This is a genomic window from Bradyrhizobium sp. DN3, from assembly GCF_041357655.1.
In the GTDB taxonomy this organism is placed as follows: Bacteria; Pseudomonadota; Alphaproteobacteria; order Rhizobiales; family Xanthobacteraceae; genus Bradyrhizobium.
Genome location: NZ_JAULLN010000017.1, coordinates 21813 through 41471, shown reverse-complemented (window position 1 = coordinate 41471; position 19659 = coordinate 21813). Strand labels below are relative to the sequence as shown.

The following is a 19659-nucleotide window of genomic DNA, read 5'->3' as shown; positions in this document are numbered from 1 at the left end:
CGGGGGTTGGCCGGGCGGGGAACCGAGGTCGCGGGATACCGGCGCTTTTGCGACGGGATTTCCGCTTTTTCCTCGTCATTGCGAGCGCAGCTCTCCCACCACGTCATTGCGAGGAGCCCTTGCGACGAAGCAATCCAGGCTCTTTCCACGGAGACGGCCTGGATTGCTTCGCAGAGCCTGTCATCGGGCCGCGCTTTGCGCGGACCCGGTGGCTCGCAATGACGGGATTGAAACAGTCGCGCGCATACACTCCCGATGTCGTCCTGGCGAAAGCCAGGACCCATTACCCCGAGAGGCAATTTGGCGAAGGCTGGTCGTTCGGGATTGGCAGCGTGCGCAACCGAGAGATCACGCGGTATGGGTCCTGGCTTTCGCCAGGACGACGGCGGAGGTTGTCGCGCGTCAGTGCAATCTCTCGGGCACAACGCTCACCCCGCCTTCGTCATCGTCTCCTTCACCGCCGCCACGAGTTGGCTGAGCGTGAACGGTTTTGGCAGGAAGTCGAATTGCTGGCCCTCGGGGAGGCTCTTCTCGAACGCGTCCTCGGCGTAGCCGGAAACGAAGATGAACTTGATGTCCGGGTTCTTCTCCCGCATCGCCTTGAGCAGCGTCGGGCCGTCCATCTCCGGCATCACCACGTCTGAGACGACGAGATCGATCGCGCCGCTCTCCTCCTCCAGCACCTCCATGGCCTCGACGCCGTTCTCGGCCTCGACCACGGTGTAGCCGCGCGAGCGCAGGCCACGCGCGTTCAGGGCGCGCAGGCCCTCCTCGTCCTCGACCAAGAGGATGGTGCCCTGCCCGGTGAGATCGGTGCGCGGCTTGGCCTCCGCCGCCGGTGCGGCTTCCTTCGCGGCGCCATTGGCCGCGCTGACAACTGCTGCGGGCTGCTCGACCTGCACCTCCGGCTCGGCATGATGGCGCGGCAGGAAGATATGGAACGAGGTGCCCTGCCCCGGCTCGGAATCGACGTAGATGAAACCGCCGGTCTGCTTGACGATGCCGTAGACGGTGGAAAGCCCGAGCCCGGTACCCTTGCCCACCTCTTTCGTCGAGAAGAACGGCTCGAAGATCTTGTCGCGGATGTCGGCGGGGATGCCGGTGCCGGTGTCGGCGACCTCGATCCGGACATAGTCGGCGGCCGGCATGCCCTTGTAGGCGAGCTTGCCCGCATCTTCGGTGCCGACGTTTGCGGTGCGGATGATCAGCTTGCCACCATCAGGCATGGCGTCGCGCGCGTTCACGGCGAGATTGACGATCACCTGCTCGAACTGGGAGACGTCGACCTTCACCGGCCAGAGATCGCGGCCGTGGACGAGGTCGAGCTTGACCTTCTCGCCGATCAGCCGGCGCAGCAGCATGGTGAGATCGCTCAAGGCATCGCCGAGATCGAGCACCTGCGGCCGCAGCGTCTGCCTACGCGAGAACGCCAGCAGCTGCCGCACCAGCGTCGCGGCGCGCGTCGCGTTCTGCTTGATCTGCATGATGTCCTGGAACGAAGGATCGGTCGGCTTGTGCGCGTTCAGCAGGAAGTCGTTCGCCATCATGATGGCGGAGAGCACGTTGTTGAAGTCGTGGGCGATGCCGCCGGCGAGCTGGCCGACCGTCTCCATCTTCTGCGACTGGTTGATCTGGTTCTCCAGCGCGCGCCGCTCGGTGGTCTCGAGCATGTGCACGATGGCGGCTTCCGCCTCGTTCTCGGCCGCATCGACCGGCGTGACGAAGAACTGGCCCCAGCGCTCCTTGGTCCCTTCCAGCGCCACCTCGACCGGCGCGATGTCGGCCCGGCCTTCGGCGGCCTGGTTGATGGCCGCGATCAAAAGGTGCCGGTCGCGCGAATTGACCGCGCGGAAGATCGACTTGGAGGCGCTGTCGAGCCCGAGCGCCTGCCCGAGCTTGGCGTAGCGCGCATTCGCGCGCACGACGTTGCCGCCGCGATCCACGGTCGCGATCGCCATCGGCGTGTGGTCGAAGAAGCGCATGAAGCGCACCTCGGCGGCGCGGTCGGGATCGCTGCGCTCGTCGCGGGCGCGGCTGATCACGAGCGTGCGCGACGGCCCCGGCGCGCCGTCGGCACCGAAGGCGAGCTTGTGATAGAGCCGCACCGGCATGGTCTTGCCCGTGCGCATGCGCAGGTCGATGTCGAAGACCTCGGTCTTCACCTCGCCCGGCACCGCCACGATCGAGGTCAGCAGCGAGGCGCCGTCGCCGGAGACGATGTCGGTGAGCTTCAATCCACCCGAGCCGATCTCGGCGAGGTCGTAGTCCAGCCAGTTCGCCAGCGTCGCGTTGACATAGGCGAGCTCGCCGGCCGGATTGACCGAGAAGAAGCCGCAAGGCGCGTGATCGAGATATTCGATCGCGTGCTGGAGCTCCTGGAACACGTCTTCCTGGCGCTCGCGGTCGCGGGTGATATCGGCGATCGACCACACCGCATATTTCGCCTCGCGCTTGCCGGTACCGAGCGGACGCACCCGCATGCGCAGCCAGCGGCCCTGGTTGCCATCCTGGCCGGAGATGCGCACCTCCTCCTGCTGCCGCTTGCCCTCGCGTGCGGCTTTGAGCAGGCGGAACACGGCTTCGGAGACGTCGGGATTACCGATGAAGACGCGCTCGACGGGACGCACGTCCTGGGGACCGGTGGCGCCGGTCAGCGTCAGATAGGCCGCGTTGGAATAGACCACATGCCCGCGCGCATCGGTGACCGCGAGCCCGTCGAACGCGTGATCGGAGATGCGGGCAATGATGGGATCGTCGAGGTTACGGTCGGCGAAGCGGATGATGCCGGCGGCGAAGGCGAACAGGTTGAACAAGCCGACCATCGCCAGCACGGCGAGGATGCCGAGGATATAGGGCTGCGCCTGCGCGCGCCCGAGCGTCATCAGCCCGACGGCGACCGCGACGAGGCCGGCGGCCACCAGCAGCACCAGCGCGATGCTGCCCGAGCGCGGCGACGGCTCATGCGCCGCAACGGGCTCGCGTGTGAGGTCGTGGTCGGTCTCAACAGTCATTTCACGCTGGCGCAGCCTGTCGGCAGAGAATCAACGCGCTCCGGGGCGCACGGGGTCCTCCCTGCCTGAATCGGACCCAAAGGTGCAAGGGCAGCAGGAGCGAAAGGTACGCTGATTCCCAGATTACGGCCATTTCCGGTACTTTTCCGGCATTTTATCCCCGCCCGGCGCCGAATCCGCGCTTCAGCCGCATGACGTAGCCGATGACTTCGGCGACCGCATGGTAGTGCTCGGTCGGGATTTCCTGGTCGATGTCGACGGTGGCGTAGAGCGCGCGGGCGAGCGGCACGTTCTCGACGATCGGGATGTCGTGCTCGCGCGCGATCTCCCGGATCTTGAAGGCGAGGTTGTCGACACCTTTGGCGACGCAGATCGGCGCCGACATGCCGCGCTCGTAGGACAGCGCGACCGAATAGTGGGTCGGGTTGGTGATGATCACGGAGGCCTTGGGAACCGCCGCCATCATGCGCTTCTTGGCGCGCTGCTGCCGGAGTTGCCTGATCTTGCCCTTGATGTGCGGATCGCCTTCGGACTGCTTGAACTCTTCCTTGATCTCCTGGAGCGACATCTTCTGCCGCTGGAACCAGCTGCGGTACTGGAAGAAATAGTCGGCGATGGCGACGATCGCGAGCGCCGCCACCACCGCGCCGAGCAGATGGATGGTCATGCTGGTGGTGGCACCCAGCATCGCGGCCGGATCGAGCTTGACCATCGCCTCCATGCGATGCCGCTCCGGCCACAGGATCATGGTCATGACCACGCTGAGCGCGATCAGCTTGCCGAGGCCTTTCAGGAAGTTCGCCGCCGCCTGCTTGCCGAAGATGCGCTTGAAGCCGGCGCCGGGCGAAATCTTGCTGAATTTGGGTTTCAGGGATTCGGCCGACCACACCAGACGGTGCTGGAGCATGTTGCCGGCAATTGCCGCCAGCACCAGCATCAAGAGGGGCACGCCGATTGCCGTGAGCACGGCGAACTCGATCTGCTGCATCAGCGCGAGCAGAGCCTTGCCGTCCGTCTTGATCATCCACGAATTGGCGAGCAGGTTGCGCATCGGCGTCAGCAGCCCGCTGCCGACCGAGCCCGAGAAGGTCGAGACCACCAGCGTGCCGCCCGCCATCATGAACCAGGTGTTGATCTCCTGGCTCTTGGCGACGTCGCCGCGTTCGAGCGCATCGTCGAGGCGCTTTTGCGTCGGGTCTTCTGTTTGACTCTCGGGATCGTTGTCTTCCGCCATCGATCACCTATTTGAGCGGCATCATCTGGTGCATGACACCGATGAAATAGTCGAGAAACGTACCCATCATCGCCGTGAGCACCACGGCGAGGACCAAAAAGCCCGCGAAGATCGAGAGCGGCACGCCGACGAAATAGACCTGCATCTGCGGCATCAGCCGCGCCAGCACACCTAACCCGATGTTGAAGACGAGGCCGAACACCAGAAACGGTCCGGAGAGTTGCAAGCCCAGGCGGAACGCGGCTGCAAAGGCCCGCGTTGCCAGCGAGGCGATGTCGCCGCTCGAGACGGTCTCGCCCGGCGAGAAGATCTTGTAACTGTCGTTCAGCGCCGCGATCACCAGATGGTGGCTGTCGGTGGCAAACAACAAGGTCACGCCCAGCATGGTCAGGAAATTGCCGACGAGCACGCCCTGCTGTCCCTGCGTCGGATCGACCGAGGTGACGAAGCCGAGCCCCATCTGCTGCGCGATCACGGAGCCGGCGACTTGCAGGGCCGAGAGCGTCACACGGGCGGTTGCGCCCAGCACGATGCCGATCGCGATCTCATGCAGCATCAGGACCAGGAGCGGCGCGAGCGAGCCCATGTCGACCTGATAGGCATTGCGGTGCAGGGGCAGGATGATCAGCGTGAGCAGCAGCGCGATCGACAGCTTGATCCGCGTCGGGATGTTGGTCTCACCCAGGCCCGGCAGCAGCATCACCATCGCACCGACCCGGGCGAAGGCGAGCATGAAGGAAGCGGCGAGCGCCGGCAGCAGCGAGACGTCGATGCGCATAGTTTACGCATCTTGCCTCAGCCGCCGATGATTCGCGACGAGATCCGCAGCATGTGGGCGTGGAGCGAGTCGGCCATGAACGGCAGCGCCAATAGCATCGTGGCGAAGATGGCCAGGATCTTCGGCACGTAGATCAGCGTCTGCTCCTGAATCTGAGTCAGCGCCTGGAACAGCGACACGATGACGCCGACCACGAGGCCGACCACCATCAGCGGCGACGACACGATCACGATGGTCCAGATCGCATCGCGCGCGACGTCGAGGGTTTCGGGTCCGGTCATTGCAAACTTCCTTTATTCCTTCATCCCAGCCAGCCCGGCGAGGAACAAGCGCCCTCTCCCCCCGTCATTGCGAGCGCAGCGAAGCAATCCAGACTGGCGCCTGCGGAAAGACTCTGGATTGCTTCGCGGAGCCTGTCATCGGGCCGCGCTTCGCGCGGACCCGTTGGCTCGCAATGACGATTGGGGCGAGCGCCATTCCCTCATCAGATCGGCATCTTCATGATGTCTTCATAGGCCGCGATCACGCGATCGCGGACCGAGACCAGCGTGGACACCGCAACGTCGGTGTCGGCGACCGCCGTCACCACGTCCATCACGTTGGCCTTGCCGGCGGCCATCGCCACCGTCTGCGCGTCGGACTTGCGGCCGGACTCCATGACGCTGCCGACAGCGTCTTTCAGCAGCGAAGCGAAGGATTGTCCGCTGGGCTCGCTGCCCTTGCCGGCGCCGCTGTTCTCCAGCACGCGGGCAAGGCTGGCATAAGCATTGGCGGCGATTGACGGTGATGCCATGGCTCAGATGTCCTGTTCAGCTCTTGAGGATGTCGAGCGTGCGCTGGATCATCCGGCGCGTCGCACTGATGATGTTGAGATTGGCCTCGTAGGACCGCTGCGCATCGCGCATGTCGGTCATCTCGACCACCGAGTTCACGTTGGGATATTTGACGTTGCCGCTCGCATCCGCGGCCGGATTATTCGGCTCGTATTTGACGCGGAAGCTGGACTGGTCGGGCTTGATCCTGCCGAGCGTGACGACCTGCGCCTCGAGCGTGCGGTCGAGCGCGGAAGAAAAGGTCGGCACCTTGCGCCGATAGGGATCGCCGCCTGATGTCTGCGAGGTCGAATCCGCGTTTGCGATGTTCTCCGAGATCACCCGCATGCGCCCGGCCTGGGCCCGCAGGCCGGAGGTCGCGATCGCCATCGAGCGGGCAAAATCGCTGCTGTCATTCGCCATGATGGGGCTCCTCTAGGTCTAGCCCTTGCCGATCGCGATCTTGAGCAGATGCAGGCTCTTCGAATAGAGCGAGGTCGCCGCCGCGTAGTCCATCTGGTTGCTGGCCGCCTTCATCATCTCCTCTTCGAGATTGACGGCGTTGCCCGCAGGGCGGGTCTCAAAACCCGCATTCTTGTTCTGGTCGAATGCGGAGGCCGCGCCTGACGGCGTCATGTGAGAGGCGCTGGTACGGGCAAGGGCCAGAGGCCCCATCGACCCCGTGACGGTGCCGGTCTTGTCGAGCTTCGGCTCGACTAGGTCGCGCGGCCGGAATTTGGGGGTGTCGGAGTTGGAGACGTTCTCGGACAGCACGCGCTGGCGCTCCTGGTGCCACTGCATCTTGGTCCGAAGCGCCGACAGCACCGGGAGGTCGTTGATGGACATCGTTGCGGCTCCTTCCGCCCCTTCCGGACCTTGAGGTCCGTAGCTAGGCAGAATTTGCCGCCTGTATGGTTAACAGCTGGTTAAAGATGTCACGGGCATCTGTTCCCCGATGGCACACGAAATGCGCGCTTCGTGATTCGACCCTGCCAAAAGTGGCATTAACCCAACCGTTTGGCGGCGCGTACTCGGGCCAAGAAGTCGTTTTGGATCGAGCGATTCATAGGTTATTAAGAGTTGGGGACGGCAAAACTTGCCGTGGAACATTAAGAGATCGCAGTTTGGGGCATCGTAGGCCGGTGGTTGGCGCGTCTGACCACGGGCACGAGAAAAGCGCCATTTGTCGGGGACAAGTATGCAAGGCAGCCCTATCACCTTCATCGTCGCGTTCATTGTCGTTCTGGCGTTGATCGGCGTCGCTGCGTGGCTGGTTCGCCGATTCGCCGGCAGCCGGCTGGGCGCCAACACCCAGCGCGGCAGGATGCCCCGGCTCGCCGTGATCGATGCCGCCGCCGTCGACGGCCGGCGGCGCCTGGTGCTGGTCCGGCGTGACAATGTCGAGCATCTCCTCATGATCGGCGGCCCGACAGACATCGTCGTCGAGCCCAACATCGTTCGCGCCGCGTCCGGCCGCGACCAGCTTCCGCAGCGTCCCAGCGCCGCGGAACCGCCGCCGCGCCTCGCCCCCATGCCCGATTCCGGCGGCTGGGCCGACGACGCGCCGCGACCCGAGCTGCTGGATCATCCCGAGCCACACATGCCCGAGCCGCCGCCGCGGCCCACGCGCCCGTCCTTCGCCGATGAAGTGCGCCGGCCTGCGCCCGCTTTGGCCGAACGCCGCAGCGAGCCGCCGCTTGCCGGCTTTCCGCCCGAACCGATCGCGCCGCGGCCCGAGCGTGAGCCGCGCCCCGAGCCGCTGCCGCCGCGCATTGCCCGCAACGAGCCGCCGCTGATGCCGCGTCCGCCGCGCCAGAGCGAGCCGCCGAAGATGCCGCCGGTGCGCGCCGAGCGCGCAGCAGCGCCGCCGCCTCCCCCCATTCCCCAGGCTCCGCCTGTTCCGCCACCGGCACCGGCCGCTGTCCCCTCGAGCGCCGAGCAGAATCTCGCCGAAATGGCTCAGCGGCTCGAAGCTGCCCTGCGCCGCCCGGCCGGCGAAACGGTCGCGCCTCCGGTTGCGCCGGAGCCGCCGGCCGCTCCCCCGCGCGCGGGGCGCAGCGAGCCGCCGGCGCCACCATCCCCGCCCGCAAAGCCCGCCGCGGAAAAAACCAGCTTTGAAAATCTCGAAGACGAGATGGCCTCGCTGCTCGGCCGTCCAAAGCCGTCTTCGTGAGGTTGCCGGCCCTCCCGCGTAGAGTTCTTTTCCTTTCTGTCCTGGTCGGCGCGGCCTCGCTCGCGAGCCTTGCGCATGCGCAGGACATCAGCATCAATCTCGGCGGCGGCGCTGGCGGTGGCGGCGTTACCGAGCGCGCGATCCAGCTCATCGCCCTGCTCACGATCCTGTCGATCGCGCCGTCGATCCTGATCATGATGACGTCGTTCACGCGCATCGTGGTCGTGCTGTCGCTGCTGCGCACCGCGATGGGCACGGCGACCGCGCCGCCGAACTCGGTGATCATTGCGCTCGCGATGTTCCTCACCTTCTTCGTGATGGGTCCGGTCCTGCAGAAATCCTACGACGAGGGCATCCGCCCGCTCGTCGCCAACCAGGTCAGTGTCGAGGACGCACTTCAGCGCGCCTCGGTGCCCTTGCGCGGCTTCATGCAGAAGAACGTGCGCGAGAAGGACCTCAAGCTGTTCCTGGATCTCTCCGGCGAACAGCCGCCGGCCACGCCCGACGATCTCGCACTGCGCATCCTCGTCCCCGCCTTCATGATCTCCGAGCTGAAGCGCGCCTTCGAGATCGGCTTCCTGCTGTTTCTCCCCTTCCTGATCATCGACCTCGTCGTCGCTTCCGTGCTGATGTCGATGGGCATGATGATGCTGCCCCCGGCAACCATCTCGCTGCCGTTCAAGCTGATCTTCTTCGTCCTGGTCGACGGCTGGTCGCTGGTGGCGGGGAGCCTGGTGCAGAGCTACGGGGGATGAGGCCGATGCATCCGCAGTCATGCCCCGCGAAGAGGCATCCTCTGCGCTCCCAGCGATAGCCTCCGGCCCCTCCCCGTCATTGCGAGGAGCCCTTGCGACGAAGCAATCCAGGCTGCCGCCGCGGAAAAATTCTGGATTGCTTCGCTGCGCTCGCAATGACGGGAATGCTGCGGCAGATCGCGTCACGGGAACGGATAGTGCTAGCCGCTAGATCAGCGTGTCGTAAAGATCCTTCCAGTCGGGATTGGCGCTCTCAATCAGCGCCAACTTGTCCGCCCGGCTGCCGCCCTTGATCTGCTTCTCGCGCGTGATGGCGTCAATCATGGTCGCGTGCAGCTCGTACCAGACAAGCAGCTTGCAACCGTATTTCGCCGAGAATCCCTTGACCAGCCCTTCACGATGCTCGAAGGCGCGACGGGGTGGATTGGATGTGACCCCGGTGTAGATCGTCCCGTTGCGGCGATTGGCAAACATGTACACGCATGGCTGCTTCATGATCGTGCTCGGCTGAGGAGAGGTGTTACATAGCACAACCGAACAACCATTGCGAGTAGCGACGACCGTTCCTTCGGGAAAAGCAGTGGCCCACCCACCCCGTCATTGCGAGGAGCTCTTGCGACGAAGCAATCCAGGCTGCGGCTGCGGAAAGACTCTGGATTGCTTCGCTGCGCTCGCAATGACGAGAATGGGGTGGCGACCTTCCGACACAACATCGCTCGCAATGGCGAAGACTGCGGCGCCGTTCCGGGCCGCGCTTCGCGAGGCAGCAGAGCCCTATCGCGTCATCTTGATCTGCCGCACGACCGGGATCGTGGGCAGCGAGCCGGTGTGATCGGACTCGTCCTTGGCCTGCGGCGCGCTAGGTGCGCGGGCGGTGGCGTCGGGGAAGCGCTGCTTCATCTCGCGCAGGAAGCCGTCGAGCGTATCGACGCTGGCAGCCAGCTTGGCGATCTCGGCGAATTCAGCGCTGGAGGCCGCCGCCGGCTTGCTTGCGATGTCGAAGGCGAGACGGTCGGCGCTCTCGCTCATCAGCGGCGCGTATTTCTCGCGGAAGCGTGACAGGCCGATCGAATCGTCGGCGAGCGCGTAGCCGACTGCGGCGCGGATGATATCGCTCTTCTCGACGGCATTGAGCGGCTTGAAGTCGCGGAAGCGCTCGCCGTAATAGAGCTCGATCTGCTCGGCGGATTCGCGCCAGCGCCGCGCCGCCCAGAAGATGTCGGAGCGCAGGCGGAGCACTTCGCGCCCGGAGACGTTGGAAACGATATCGAGCGCGAGATCGTGACGGCCGACGTCGCTCTGCGCCCGCCCTTCCAGGAGCAGGCGCTGCTGCCTGAGCTCCCCGGAGAGGTCGCTGATGCGGCTCGCGCGCAGCGCGGTGATCGCCATATCGGGCTTGCGGTTGGCGAGATAGATCATGGCAAGGCGCGCGGCGACCTGGGCGCGGGCGGCGCCTTCGAGGCGGTGATCGACCTGGTATTGCAGGAGCTCGGCGGCCTGGTCGAGCAGATCGATCGAGGCGAGACGGTCGGCGAGACGGCGGATCAGCTCGTCGCCGCGGCGGCCGATCGGCGTGAGCTCGCGGAACTCGTAGAACATCCCGAGCGCCTCGACCGGCGGCAGCTCGTCGCCCTTGGGCCCTAAGAAGATCTGCGTGAACAGATCGGAGGCGAGATCCTGCGCCTGGCGCGAGGCTTCTGCGTTCGGCTGCAGCTTCGTCGCGGTGCGCGCCGCCGTGAGCGCGTCCCGGTAGCGCCCGTTCTCGGCATAGAGCTGCGACAGCATCTGGAGCGTCTTGACCTCGATCGCATCGCCGCGCCAGGTCATCGACAGCGTCTCGAGCTCGCGCAGCGCTTCTTCCTTGCCGATCTCGTCGCGCTTCTGACGCAACGCGACCTCGAGCTGCTTGGCCTCGGCCGCAGCCGGCCGGTCGTTCGAGGCGACCGCGAATTTGTAGTCGTCGAGCGCATCCTTGTCGTGGCCGAGCGCCTCGGCGAGCCGGCCGCGCAGCACGGCGAAGCCGGGCGCAGCCTCGGGCGAGACGCCGACCACCTCGAGCTCGCTGCGACGCTTGGAGGCGCCGGCATAGTCCTTCACCTCGAGGGAGGCGCGCATCGCGTCCATCGTCACGATGCGCTGGATGTCGAGCGGCAGCGAGGCGATGGCGAACTCGACGTTCTTGAATTTCTCGCGCGCGTCCGCCCATTTGCCCTGGCGCGCATAGGCGAGCGCCTTCCAGAGCTGGGAATCGTGGCTGTTGCCGATCACGGGATTGGCGAGGTCCTTCAAGCCCTGCGCCGGCCGGCCGATCAGGATGTTCGCGATCGCATGCATGATCAGCGCGCCGCTTTCCTCCTTGTTGAGGGGATCGCTCAGCATCACGTCCGTCACGGCCTTGGCCTCGTGATACATGGCGCGCGACATGTAGAACTGCGCGAGGTCGAGCCGCGGCAACGAACGCAGCGCGGGGTCGACCGCCGAGATCGCCGTCATCAGATCGCTCTGGCGCGTCCAGAAATTCTCCGACTGGCCCTTGCGCCAGCCTTCGGGGCTGAAGATCGGCCGCACCGCGGTCGGGGCCCGCTCGGCCGAGATGTCGACCGGCGACAGCGTCAGCCCGCCCTTCTTGCCGAGAATGACCTTGTCGGCGCCGACTTCGACGCCGACCTCGTCGGAGTTCGGCCGGATCGCGATGCCGTGCGCGGATTCCAGCAGCGAGAGATCGACGAGGTCCTGCCGCTTGATGAAGCCGCGCACCGGCCGCTGCGCGGTGACGACATAGAGCGTGTCGCCGGCATCGGGATCGGTGAGCTTGTGCAGAACGCCCGGATTGGCGAAGGGGATCGCAATGTTGGCGAGCGCAGGATCGGTGATGTTGCGCGACATCATCAGCGGCAGCGGCGTCGCCTGGATCTTGTCGGCGAGCGTCAGCAGCCAGTTGGTCTCCTTGCCGACCTCCTCGCTCGTCAGCGAGTAGACCAGCGGACGGGTGAGGCGGATGCGAACCGCCTGCCCCCTGTCGAGCGGCACGCGACCGACCTCGCCGATCATCGCGCCGCCCTTGGTGCGGATCGCCTCGACATCGATCGGCCTCAGTGTATCGAACACCAGCCAGACCGTGTCGCCGCGGCGGAACGCCGCCGCAGGCGTTGCGACCTGAAGCGGGAACGTCACGCGCAGGCCGTCGCTGTCGCGGCGCGCATCGACGCTGGCAACACCGGACTGCACCGCCGCCGGCACCGACGCAGGAGCAGTCTTGGGAGCTTCCTTGGCAGCTTCCTTGACCGGCTCTTTCGCAGCTTCCTTCACGGCCTCTTGCGGTGCTTCAGGGGCGGCTTCGGCAACGGGCGGCGCCGCCTTGGAGGCTTCCATGGGTGCTGCGGGAGCGTGCGCAGCCTCAGTCACCGGCGCCGGCTTCGGCGCTTCGACGACCGGCATCGCTGCGGGCGCTTCCGGCTTCACCTCGGGCTTGACGTCGGGCTTCACCTCTATCCTGGCTTCGCGTGCGATTGTCTCGGACGTCAGCGCCGCGATCTCGCGATGCGCGTCCTTCGGCTTCTCGGCCGCCGGCTTTTCAGGCGCAGGCGCAGGCCCGTGACCTGCGGGCCTGAGCTGCGCGATCGCCGCCTCGGGCGTCGCCGCCGCCCTGCCCCTGTCCGGCTGGAAGGCGATATCGACGACGTAGTTCTTCTCGTCGCGGAACGAATGCACGTCGGAATCGCCGATCAGCGCGATCTCGACACTGGTCTGGTCGATGTCGCCTTTCTGCTTGATCGAGGCGACGTTCGGCGGCGCGGCGACGACCGCGTCCGCCAGATCGAAATTGAGGTTGGCATTGAACGCGAGCGTGAGCTTCTGCTCATTGAGCACGGAGGACACGCCGACGCCGTCGGGCATCTCGAACACGAAGCGGACGAAGGTCGGCTGTACCGAGGCGCGGACGCGGATCTGCGGGCGCTTCTTGGCCTCGGCGGCGGCGCGCTGCGCACGCAGCGCACGTTCGGCCACACGCGCGCGCTCGGCCAGTTCCTTGACTACTTCCATCGGCAGGCTCGGCGGCGGCCCCTTCCACCCCTCCGGCAAAAGGTCGATGAAGGTGCGCTCGCCGGCATTCATGGTGTTGATGGTGACCCGGCGCGCTAGCGATAGGCGGATGGCGCCGCCATCGGGATCGCGCCGAGCGGAATTGACATAGTCGGGCGCGCCTTCCGGAACGCGGTCGACGGGTACGTCGACGGGCCGGTCGAAACGGATCACGAGAATGGAGCCGGCCGTGGTCACCTCGGAGGGAACGTCTTCGCCGAGCTTGATCACGAGACGGGCAAAACCGCCGCCTGCGGAAAAGCTCGCCTCGCCCCTGACGGGATCGGCCGCCCGGGCAGGCGCAGCGAAGCCGATCAGCAGGCAGGCCGCGAGCACGGGCACCTTGCGGACATGACGCGACAATTGCCGCGCCAGGGCGCGGGCTCGCGTCAACAATCCAGCGGCAGCCTCTCGCGCCATTGGCGGCATTTCTTCCGGTCCGACAATCCATGCCGGCAATGGCGCCGGCCGGTGCCGTCGACTGTAGGTCTCGCCAATTAAGGACTTGTTAATGCTATATCTTGATTTGCTCTGGGGGCAGCACGCGGTGCCGGATCGAGCGTGGGCAGGTCCGCCAGCTTTGGATTTGAGAGGCAGGCGGTTAAGGAGTTGTTAACACCTGCACAACAGCGCTGCCGCGATTGGTCAATCGTTCGACGGCACTCCATAGCGGGCAAAGTCCTCGCGGATTCCAGCGTCGATTCGTCTTGCCGCCGAAATATCGCTATCGCCGCCGGCTCTGTCACCGAGCTTGAGCCTGGCAACCCCGCGGCCGTAGAGCGCGCTCGCAAGCTTGGGCGCGAACCGCAGCGCTGAGTTGTAGTCATCAATAGCGGCGGAGAGTTGCCCCATTTTCAGATTTATCAGAGCTCGCGAATCGTATGTTGCGGCGTTGTTTGCTTCCGATCGAAGCGCCCTGTCGCAATCGTCCAGCGCAGCCTGCAAAGCGCCGAGGACGGCTCGGGCCCAACAGCGTCCGCTCCACACCGCCTCCAGATTCGGATCAAGGCGAATTGCCTCGTCATAGTCCTGTGCTGCACGCTCGTACGCATTCCTCTTCAGGTAGGCTGCCGCACGGTTGGCAAAAGCAGCGCCATAGTTTGGGTTGAGCTTGAGCGCCTCCTCAAAAGCGCCAAGGGCCAGGTCGTGCGCACCTTTCCTCAGATAAACCACGCCGAGGTTGTTGAAAGCTTTGGCATAATTTGGATTGAGCCTGGTCGCCTCGACGAAGTCCTTGATCGCGCGTTCGTAGTCGATTTTGGCGCTATAGGCATTGCCCCTGTTGTTGTGGGCGATAGCGAAGCCGTTCGCAGTCCCTTCGCCCGCATCGATAAACGCCGTGCAGCCATCGATCCGAGCTTCGGGCGACACGCGATCTGAGCCGTTACACAGTTCAACATTCTTGAGGGAGCTGCCCTTCTCCGGCTTCTGCGCCAAGGCCGACGAGCTGGACAGCACGACGATGAGAATGAGCATCACGGCCTTGATGACACTGGTTCTCGCGGTCATTTTCACAGCAGGCGTCCAACTCCGAGAGCGAACGAAGCGCTAATCCCAGTCTTCTCTGCCCGGCTGCGTTGCAGCCGGCATCACGGCGGCTTCAGGCCAACAAAGTTTTCAGCATCCCCGACAGATGTTGAGCCTGCGGTTGCTGCTTCGATCGGACTCGGGCTGCGCCGACGACGGCGACTTCTTCACGAGCTTACTTTTGCTGCCCTCTTCGATCAGGGTCGAAAACTTGACCGACCCATCATCCGAAATCTCGATATGCGGCGTCGTGCCTCGAATCCCTAGCGTGGCGACCGGAGTCTCGACCTTCATGTCGCCGGTCTTTGCGACACTGCCAGCGACAAAAGTGAACGTCCCCTTGGCGAGATTGAACAGGCTCGCATTGGACTTGCCGTCCGGCTCATACACATAGTGATCCAACACCATGCGGGCGTTGCTCGATAGATTGAACGAGGTGCCGTCGGTAAAGTTGATGCCGACTCGGCCGTCGGCTCCGGTCCGCACCACGTCACCGAGATATACGGGATCACCCGCGTTGGCCCGACCGGGCTCACCCGACACATTCGCCTGAACGATCACTGCGCCCGCATGTTCAATCGTGACCGAGCCTGTGGCCGCCACCACCTTGCCAATGGGTTTGGATGACGAGTCAGCGACGGCGGGCTTGGCGGAATCGATTTGCGCTCGAGCCGCACTCGGCAAGAAACTGGCAAGCGCCAAAACGAAGCTGGTCACCAATGCGGCTGTCGTAGGTCTGCACATGATCCCCCCTTTCTGAGAAGGATCTGTCGCTATCGTTGGCCCATTTTTGAACCGCGAAGCGCAGCTGCAATAAAATATAATTGTTGTTTAATTTGCTCGACCGGCCTAATTTATCCTCAACGTTAAGTAAACACCACATATTAAATACGTCTCGTTTGTCAATTTAATCACATTGGCGGGAGGGGACACGGCGGGAATGGCGGTACGCGTCGCTGTACCCCGCGCAATGCGTCTCTCTCTCTAAAGCAGACTTGATTGTTTCGGCGGGCAAGCCTTCGGGCTGCCAGCGCCCAGGATATTTTGTCCATTGGCGAGGGCGCCCCGAGCAAGACCCTGGCAGCACGCCGAGCCTGAATCGATCACCCAGGCGAGGTCGAACCATGTCAGTTGCGTCCGACATCCAGGTCGGTAACGGGGCCGCCACGTCCCTGCCCGTCCAGATCATCGGCCACATTCATACGGTGATCGGTTGCGGTACGCTCACGCGAGCGAGCGGCGTCGCCACACAGGCCGTAGCTGGTGCGCCTGTTTACAGGGCCGACGTGATCGAAACCGATGCCGACGGACAGATCACACTTCGCTTCATCGACGGTACTCTTTTCAACATCTCCGGCGGCACTCACGTCGCGCTGAGCGACTTCGTCTTCGAAGTCGAAGGCATGTCACATGCAGCGTTGTTCGACGTGACCCGAGGGAGCTTCAGTTTCGTACTGGGCCGGCTGGCAGAAGCCGGGTCTCTCCGGCTGAATACGCCGATTGCAGGCATTCGCACCCGAGGCCATGCGGGCGGTTTCGGGATGCTGACGCTTGCAGCACTGACTTTCTCGGCCGCGCAAAATGCCGAGGCCGCGGATCCGGATGTCACCGTCCTGGATGACGACTCCATCACCTACAAGGATCTTGCGCACGGCGCATTTGAGCTCGTGACCAAGGAACCGATCCCACGACACATCATCGTCGAAGATCCTGGTGAGACGATCATCCTCAAAAAAGTAGGATCCAGCATCAGTGTCAACCAGGTCACGAACACTGCCGCTCGGATGGACGAGTTGCGTGCCGAGCAACAGGACGTGCTTGCCAATCTAGCACAAGGGCAAGGGCCGCATGGCTCGAGCACGCCTCCGTTCGTCAAATCCCAGCTGCTGCAGCCGATCAACTTCGTTCCGCCTGACGCGCCGGAGCTGCAGACGTTGCCGACTGTGTTGCCATTCGCCATTATCGAGCCTCTGGGACGTCTACCGCCGACGCTCAGCACCGGAGCCGGGCCCGCTGAACTCGACACGGTGGTGTTTGACACCTTCACTGCGACGACAGGGACTTTCAGTGCCAGTAGCACCAACGGCAGCGGCCAGCTGATCTTCGGCGTTATCGGGGCGAGCGCCGGCAATACGGTCCTGAATGGAGTGACCTACGATCTCTCGAAGACAAGCCCCTACGGGACACTCTACGTCAACAGCACGAGCGGCGCCTATACGTTCGTGCCTGATGACGCCGCAATCAACGCGCTGAAGGCGCCCACGACCGACGGCTTTGTTATCACGGTCTCCGATGGAGACACCACCGTCAATCAGACCTTCACAATCACCATTAACGGTGTCAACGACGCCGCAATCATCTCCGGCACCACGACCGGATCGACGATCGAGGCTGGCGGCATCGCCAATGGAACGCCAGGCACGCCAATTGCGACCGGCACCCTCACCGACACCGACGTCGATGATCCGCCTAATACGTTCACGACGGTGGGCTCGCCAACAACGAGCGCCGGTGGCTATGGCACCTTCACGATGACGGCGGCCGGCGTGTGGACCTACACCTTGGACAACGGCAACGCCGCGGTGCAGGCGCTCAATGCCGGCGACACACTCATCGACAGCTTTACGGTGACCACGATCGGAGGCACCGCCCAGGTGGTGACGATCACCATCCACGGAGCCAGTGACGCGGCGGTCATCTCCGGCGCGACGACCGGCGCAGTGATCGAGGCTGGCGGCATCGCCAATGCAAACCCCGGCACGCCCACCGCGACCGGCACGCTCACCGACACCGATGTCGACACGACCGCAAATGCTTTCACGGCGGTCGGCTCGCCGAGCGCCGCCGGCTACGGCACCTTCACCATGACGGCAGCGGGCCTGTGGACCTACACCCTCGACAACGCCAACGCTGCAGTGCAGGCGCTCAATTCCGGCCAGACACTGACCGACACGTTCACAGTGACCACGCTGGACGGAACCGCCCAAGTGGTGACGGTCACCATCCATGGCAGCAACGATGCTGCCGTCATTTCCGGCACCACGGCCGGCTCGGTGACCGAGGCCGGAGGCGTTGCCAACGCGACACTAGGCGCGCCGAGCGCAACGGGCACGCTGGTTGCTGCCGACGTCGACAATGCGTCCAATACCTTCACAACCGTGAGTTCGCCCAAGGCAAGCACGAGTGGCTATGGCACCTTTACAATAACCGCCGCCGGCGTGTGGACCTACACGCTCGACAACGCCAACGGCGCGGTGCAGGCGCTCAATGTCGGCGGCACGCTCACTGACAGTTTCACTGTCACAACCCTCGACGGCACGCCGCAGGTGGTGACGATCATCATCAACGGCACCAACGACGCGGCCATCATTTCGGGCACGACAACCGGCTCAGTGATCGAGGCAGGAACTTCCTCGCCCGGCGCTCCCGTCGCGACCGGCACGCTCACCGATACAGACGTCGACAACGCGCCGAACACTTTCACCGCGGTCTCTTCGCCTACTGCGAGCGACGACGGATACGGCACCTTCACCATGACGGCAGCCGGCGTATGGACTTACACGCTCGACAACAACAATAGCGTGGTTCAGGCGCTCGATGTCGGCGACACGTTGACCGACACTTTCACGGTAACTGCCATCGATGGCACGACCCAGGCGGTGACCATCGCCATCCATGGCGCCAGTGACGCGGACCCCAACGATTTTGATAACCTGGCGACCGGATCCGTCGTGATCTCCGATCCCCCCAACGTGTATGGAACGCCGGGGAGCGAAACCATCGCGGGCGGCGGCGACACAGGTCAGATCATCTATGCGGGAGCCGGCAGTGATACCGTCAATGGCACCGGCAAAGCGGACGTCCTCTATGGCGGCTCCGGCAATGACACGATCAAAGGCAACGATGGGGATGACGTCATCTACGGGGGCTCGGGCAACGATACAATCAACGGCAACAACGGCAGCGACACCATAATCGGTGGATTTGGTGCGGACCAACTCACCGGCAGCAATGGCAACGACCGCTTCGCTTATTTGTTCGTAGCCGATTCCAACGCAAGCCAGTTCGACACCATCACCGACTTCGCCTCGGGGGCCGACAAGATCGACTTGACCGCTCTTGGCGCGCTTGGGTTCGTCATCTTGGCCTTGAGCTCAACCAGCACAGCCGTGCCGGCACATACCATCGCCTGGCTCTATGACAGCGCGGCGAATGAAACCATCGTGTACGTCAATCCAACGGACCAGACCTTGCACATCGGCGATTCCGGTCTGCTCGAAGTCCATTTGCAGGGAATTGCAACCATCGACGCGTCGGACTTCATCCTGGCGCCGGCTGCGGCACCTGTGATGGCGGCCGCCAGCGAACTGCTCGACCTCACCGCAACCGCGCAGAGTGACGCGACCGCCGTGACGACGACCACTTCCGAGGTCTCCTCCGATTCCGGGAGCGGCGACGGCACGATCTCCGCCGATGGGAGTTCCACAATCCAGTCAAGCGAGGCGACCTACAGCCTGAATTGGAACTGGGACCAGACCGAAGGGACCCAATATTCCAGCCTCTCCAGTTCAGACGACGTGCAAACGTACGCGACCGAAACGCCCCGCAGTGATGCGATAGCTGCATCAAGCAGCGGACCGTCTACGATCTTGCAGCACATGGCCGCACCGACGGAGGTCAGCTTTGTCTTCAACCACTTGGCGGCGCCCGACACGACGGCTGGCAAAGATGGCGCGATTTCCGGAAGCGGCCAGATGCCTGACATCGCCATCGCCGCGCTGAATTTTGCCCACAACGCCGCCGAACTGCACGCCGGGCACGGGCTTGCGCTGGGGCGCGATGCTGGGAATCACGGCGTCTCGCCCCCGGGAAACGCCGCCCAGGCGGCTGGTCATCCCAGCGATGACACGGCAAAGACGACGCTCAACCCCGGCCTACTGAAGTCATCGACGGCTGGCGCCAACCATTCGCCCTCAAGCGAGGCGGCCGAGCAGCACGAACCGCCCCATGGAGCGTCCGGGCTAAAGCCCGCCAATCCGCAGCAGTTCGGCGACTCGTTCCAGTTCAAGGATGACGCTTCGCGGGGTTCACAGCACGGCGCGGGGCTGGATCATCTCTCAGACCTCGCCGGTCATCACGACCACGCTGGGACATTCCACGGGTCCGAGCCGGCGTCCGTGCCTGAAACATCCTCACCTGATGTTGATCCAGCTTACGGAGCAGGTACAGTTCAGGGCCATGTGCTACACGATCTGATCGTGTGACGCCCGCAAGCCGGTGGCGTCT

The 19659-nt window shown here is 64.2% G+C and carries 14 protein-coding genes; 3 read left to right on the top strand and 11 right to left on the bottom strand.

The window, feature by feature from the left end; all coding sequences use genetic code 11:
* Positions 1-428 precede the first annotated feature (428 nt).
* From cckA to flgB, 7 genes are all read right to left on the bottom strand, one after another.
* The gene (gene cckA, locus AAE027_RS23930; RefSeq protein ID WP_370988835.1) at positions 429-3011 is read right to left on the bottom strand and encodes a cell cycle histidine kinase CckA; all 2583 of its coding nucleotides are present in this window, start codon (positions 3009-3011) and stop codon (positions 429-431) included.
* 154 nt (positions 3012-3165) lie between these two features.
* Positions 3166-4245, bottom strand: coding sequence for a flagellar biosynthesis protein FlhB (gene flhB, locus AAE027_RS23925; protein WP_128932835.1), 1080 nt, complete (start codon positions 4243-4245; stop codon positions 3166-3168).
* Positions 4246-4252: 7 nt separating this feature from the next.
* Complete coding sequence (gene fliR / locus AAE027_RS23920) at positions 4253-5023, bottom strand: flagellar biosynthetic protein FliR (protein ID WP_091897984.1); 771 nt, start codon at positions 5021-5023, stop codon at positions 4253-4255.
* Between the two features lie 17 nt (positions 5024-5040).
* Positions 5041-5304 (bottom strand): flagellar biosynthesis protein FliQ, encoded by a 264-nt coding sequence (fliQ, locus tag AAE027_RS23915; protein WP_011088555.1) that lies wholly within the window; start codon positions 5302-5304, stop codon positions 5041-5043.
* 203 nt (positions 5305-5507) lie between these two features.
* Positions 5508-5816, bottom strand: a complete 309-nt coding sequence (gene fliE, locus AAE027_RS23910) for a flagellar hook-basal body complex protein FliE (RefSeq protein ID WP_370988834.1) — start codon at positions 5814-5816, stop codon at positions 5508-5510.
* 16 nt (positions 5817-5832) lie between these two features.
* A complete protein-coding gene (gene flgC / locus AAE027_RS23905) occupies positions 5833-6258 on the bottom strand; it encodes a flagellar basal body rod protein FlgC (protein WP_128932833.1) in 426 nt (141 codons plus the stop codon).
* Positions 6259-6276: 18 nt separating this feature from the next.
* Positions 6277-6681 carry a flagellar basal body rod protein FlgB gene (flgB, locus tag AAE027_RS23900; RefSeq protein WP_370988833.1) on the bottom strand — a complete coding sequence of 135 codons (405 nt, stop codon included), beginning with the start codon at positions 6679-6681 and terminating at the stop codon, positions 6277-6279.
* 352 nt (positions 6682-7033) lie between these two features.
* On the opposite strand from flgB, the gene AAE027_RS23895 reads away from it, so the two are divergent.
* Entirely contained in the window at positions 7034-8008 is a 975-nt protein-coding gene (locus AAE027_RS23895; RefSeq protein WP_370988832.1) for a flagellar biosynthetic protein FliO, read from the top strand.
* Positions 8005-8763, top strand: coding sequence for a flagellar type III secretion system pore protein FliP (gene fliP / locus AAE027_RS23890; protein ID WP_091897994.1), 759 nt, complete (start codon positions 8005-8007; stop codon positions 8761-8763). The genes AAE027_RS23895 and fliP overlap by 4 nt, the downstream gene beginning before the upstream one ends.
* Positions 8764-8970: 207 nt before the next feature.
* On the opposite strand, the gene AAE027_RS23885 is transcribed toward fliP, so the two are convergent.
* The 4 genes from AAE027_RS23885 to AAE027_RS23870 all read right to left on the bottom strand — a co-directional run bounded on the left by AAE027_RS23885 (position 8971) and on the right by AAE027_RS23870 (position 15090).
* A complete protein-coding gene (locus tag AAE027_RS23885; protein ID WP_370988831.1) occupies positions 8971-9258 on the bottom strand; it encodes a GIY-YIG nuclease family protein in 288 nt (95 codons plus the stop codon).
* Between the two features lie 279 nt (positions 9259-9537).
* On the bottom strand, positions 9538-13266 hold the full coding sequence (locus AAE027_RS23880; RefSeq protein ID WP_370988830.1) for a tetratricopeptide repeat protein: 3729 nt from the start codon (positions 13264-13266) through the stop codon (positions 9538-9540).
* A gap of 225 nt (positions 13267-13491) precedes the next feature.
* Complete coding sequence (locus AAE027_RS23875) at positions 13492-14355, bottom strand: tetratricopeptide repeat protein (protein WP_370988961.1); 864 nt, start codon at positions 14353-14355, stop codon at positions 13492-13494.
* Positions 14356-14463: 108 nt separating this feature from the next.
* Positions 14464-15090, bottom strand: coding sequence for a FecR family protein (locus AAE027_RS23870; RefSeq protein ID WP_370988960.1), 627 nt, complete (start codon positions 15088-15090; stop codon positions 14464-14466).
* A 407-nt stretch (positions 15091-15497) separates the two neighbouring features.
* Between AAE027_RS23870 and AAE027_RS23865 the strand changes: the two genes are divergently transcribed.
* Positions 15498-19637, top strand: a complete 4140-nt coding sequence (locus tag AAE027_RS23865; protein ID WP_370988829.1) for a VCBS domain-containing protein — start codon at positions 15498-15500, stop codon at positions 19635-19637.
* The last annotated feature ends 22 nt before the right edge of the window (positions 19638-19659 follow it).